The following is a 3,687-nucleotide window of genomic DNA, read 5'->3' on the forward strand; positions in this document are numbered from 1 at the left end:
GACAGCCCTGTGCTGCTCGACAGCTACCTCTCCGGTGCGGTTGAATTGGACGTGGACGCGCTGTGCGACGGCAAAGATGTGCACATCTCTGGCATCATGCAGCACATCGAGGAAGCTGGCGTGCACTCCGGCGACAGCGCCTGCTCACTGCCACCGTACTCGCTGGACGCCGCCACCATCACCGAGATCAAGAAACAGACACACGCACTGGCGATTGCTCTGAATGTGGTTGGTCTGATGAACATCCAGTTCGCTGTTAAAGATGGCGAGATTTTCCTCATCGAGGTCAACCCACGGGCCAGCCGCACCGTGCCTTTTGTCGCCAAATCCACCGACAGCGCGATTGCCTCCATCGCCGCACGCATCATGGCCGGTGAGAAACTCGCCGACTTCCCAAAACGCGCACCATATGTGGAACTCGACAGCACAAAGGATCAGCCCATCGCCGACCAAATGACGCTGGCCGATCCCGACATGCCGTGGTTCTCCGTCAAAGAAGCCGTGCTGCCATTTGCCCGTTTCCCCGGCGTCGACACCATCTTGGGTCCAGAAATGCGCTCCACCGGCGAAGTCATGGGCTGGGATCGCTCCTTTGCCCGCGCCTTCCTGAAGGCACAAATGGGCGCAGGCATGATCCTGCCAACCGAAGGCAAAGCCTTCATCTCGGTCAAAGACTCTGACAAGACCGTGATGATGATCGACGCGGCCAACATCCTGATTGGTATGGGCTTCACGGTTGTGGCGACCTCCGGCACCGCCGCGTGGCTGTCGAAAAATGGCGTCACATGTGAGAAGGTCAACAAAGTCTATGAAGGTCGCCCAAATATTGTCGACCTGCTCAAGAACGGCGACATCTCCTTGGTGATGAACACCACCGAGGGTGCACAGGCAGTGAACGACAGCCGCGAAATCCGCTCCGTGGCGCTGTACGACCGTATCCCCTACTTCACCACGGCCGCCGCGTCCCACGCCGCCGCCCGCGCCATGAAAGCGCGTGAAGAAGGTGATTTGGAAGTACGCTCCCTGCAGGGCTAAGCCAAACAACATCAGTCTTTGAAAGGGCGGCCCTTAGGTCGCCCTTTTTCTTTGCGCACTCGAGTGCAAGGCGATGCCAAAAAGACTCGTATTTGGCCCGTGTTTCGTACCCCCCTTGACCCAAAATGCTCACCGACCGCAAACTTGGCCAAAAACAAACCATCCATTGAGAGCAGGCCGATGACACGAATTATCCTAATTCTTGCAACCCTGATCACCCTTGCCAGCCTCGCTGCCTGACGTGGCGTGCACATGGGTCCGGTGATCTGATCACACACACGCCACCTCCGCAGGCTGAGGTCGCCACGCTCGTCAACTTAACGCGCGGCGCCAAGCTCTGGATGCGCGACCCGCGGTGTACCCCTGTTCGTGTCACAGCCTTTAGCGAGGACACCGCCAGCTTTACGGTTGAGGTTCTTGATTTTGAAGACAAAGGCGTTCGGTGGAATTTTCCCGTTTGGCAGTCAGATAAATTCCTCTGCGATGCCACCGCTCCCACGTTGCCCAAAACCACACAAGACGCCCTCAATACTGCCAGCACGCGCCTCAACCATCCGCTTCATGTTGCTGCGGACGCTGCCCAACGCATCGAAACTGAAACGCACCTTACAAGACTGACGGCTGAAGCCCACAGTTGGCTTACCAATGCAGGCCACAGCCCAAACGCACCGCTATCACCAGAGACGTGCACCGCTTTTGCAAACCCTGAGGTTCTGAGTAATTGGCTCGCGCACCACAACGTTCAGCACATCGAGGCTGATGTCGCCGCGCACTACGTCAGCAACCCGCACGCCGGTGAAACCATCAAAGCCCACCGGCTGGCCTTGGCAGACCTCGGCCTCTGCCCCTTTGACGGTCGCATCCTGCGCGACACCACCGAGATGTCCGGCGACAAAGCCCTGCCCCACCGCAAACGCCACATTCTGACCCGCCTCGCCTTCCTGCGCGCCGCCTTTAACATGCTTGAGATCACCCACGTTCCGCTCTACCGTGTGATCTATTCCGACGCTCCCCTGACCCGGCCACGGCCCACCGGCTTCACTTCCGCAACTTTTAGCCAAGCGGTGGCCCTGCGCTTCCTCAAAGACGGCCAATCCAAACGCCACGCCGCGCTCTATTGGCAACAGGTGCCCGTCACACGGCTGTTCATGACCCACCTCGAAACCCCACAAATGCGCGGCCTGTACGACGAACGCGAGGCCCTTTTGCTCAGCGCCCCATCAGGCCCGCTGTTCTGAGCCCTTGACCACCCCCACAACAAATTCTAAACCCGCGCCTTCGTTTTATTGGCGGAGACCGGACCATGCACACCCACACCCTTGGCATCGACTTTGGCACCTCCAACTCCGCCGCAGGGGTTGCAGTGAACGGCGCGCCGCATCTGATGACTTTCGCGCACGGTGAAACCACCCTGCCGACCACGTTTTTCTTTGACTACGACAGCCGCAAAACCCTGCTCGGCACTCCCGCCAACCAAGCGTTGCTAGACGGCATCGAAGGCCGCTTCATGCGCGCCCTCAAACGCGTGCTTGGTACCACGCTGATGCATGAAAAACGCCAGGTCCTGAACGAACGCGTGACCTTTGTCGACATCATCGCGCGCTTCCTGCGCCACATCAAAACCACCGCCGAAGCGCAAACCGGCCTGACCTTTGACCACGCCCTCTCCGGCCGCCCGGTGGTCTTTCACGGCGCAGACGACCCGCGCGAGGCCCAGGCCGAAGCCGATCTGCGCGCCTGCTACCTCGCCGCTGGTTTCACGGATGTCACCTTCATGGCCGAACCCGAGGCCGCCGCCATCGCCAACGGAGCCCTCAACCAACCCGGCCAACTGGGTCTGATCGTCGACATCGGCGGCGGCACCTCAGATTTCACCCTCTTCCGCACCACCAACGCGGGCATCGACACGCTCGCCAACCACGGCGTGCGCGTCGGCGGCACCGACTTTGACCGCGCCATCAGCATCAACCGCGTCATGCCCCTGTTGGGGCGCGGCACCGAGCTGCGCAACCAGTTTGGCAGCGGCACCCACACCGCCCCGGCGGCGATCTTCAACGACCTCGCCACCTGGGAGAAAATCCCCTTCCTCTACACCGCGCAAACCCGCCGCGCCGTGGACGACATGCTGCGCCAGGCCCAAGCCCCCGACCAAATCGCCCGCCTTGCCGAAGTCCTGCGCGACGAGCTGGGCCACGACATCGCCTTTGCTGTGGAAGCCGGCAAAGTCTCCGCCAGCAAAGCTTTCGCCAACCCAAAAATCGACCTCTCCGTGCTGGACGCCAGCCTGACCCCTGCCCTGCCCGCCGACCTGCTCCCAGACATCCTCGCCGGCCACGCTGCCAAACTGGACCAAGCGATGATGGACATTCTGGCAGAAACCAACACCGCCACGCAGGACATCACCCAAGTGATCTACGTCGGCGGCTCCAGCCTGCTCTCTGTGGTCCAAGACACCGCCAAAGCACGCTTCCCGCAGGCTGATCACAAAGTCTCTGAGGTCTTCACCGCCGTCGCCGATGGCCTGGCGATTGCGGCAGAGCGGCGCTAACACCGCATCCCGCAAGATTTGACAAACACCACAGCCCTGCCGTCTGATGAGAGCGTAACCCCACACGCCTCATCGAAAGGACTGACCATGGACAGCCACGCCGC

General features: G+C 60.8%; 2 protein-coding genes and 1 pseudogene. All 3 read left to right on the top strand.

Going from position 1 to position 3,687, the window contains the following annotated elements; genetic code table 11:
• Window positions 1–1,035: pseudogene (locus tag QZ517_RS19780) on the top strand (carbamoyl phosphate synthase large subunit); the annotation flags it as partial.
• Between the two features lie 341 nt (window positions 1,036–1,376).
• A complete protein-coding gene (locus tag QZ517_RS19785) occupies window positions 1,377–2,273 on the top strand; it encodes a hypothetical protein (protein WP_294230700.1) in 897 nt (298 codons plus the stop codon).
• 65 nt (window positions 2,274–2,338) lie between these two features.
• Window positions 2,339–3,583, top strand: a complete 1,245-nt coding sequence (locus tag QZ517_RS19790; protein ID WP_294230703.1) for an Hsp70 family protein — start codon at window positions 2,339–2,341, stop codon at window positions 3,581–3,583.
• Window positions 3,584–3,687: the final 104 nt, after the last annotated feature.

Origin of the sequence: uncultured Shimia sp. (genome assembly GCF_913054185.1) — a bacterium.
Lineage (GTDB): Bacteria > Pseudomonadota > Alphaproteobacteria > Rhodobacterales > Rhodobacteraceae > Shimia.

Excerpts from the sequence above, each read along its gene's own strand:
- QZ517_RS19785 (WP_294230700.1), top strand. The coding sequence starts at position 1,377 with ATGCGCGACCCGCGGTGTACCCCTGTTCGTGTCACAGCCTTTAGCGAG.
- QZ517_RS19790 (WP_294230703.1), top strand. The coding sequence starts at position 2,339 with ATGCACACCCACACCCTTGGCATCGACTTTGGCACCTCCAACTCCGCC.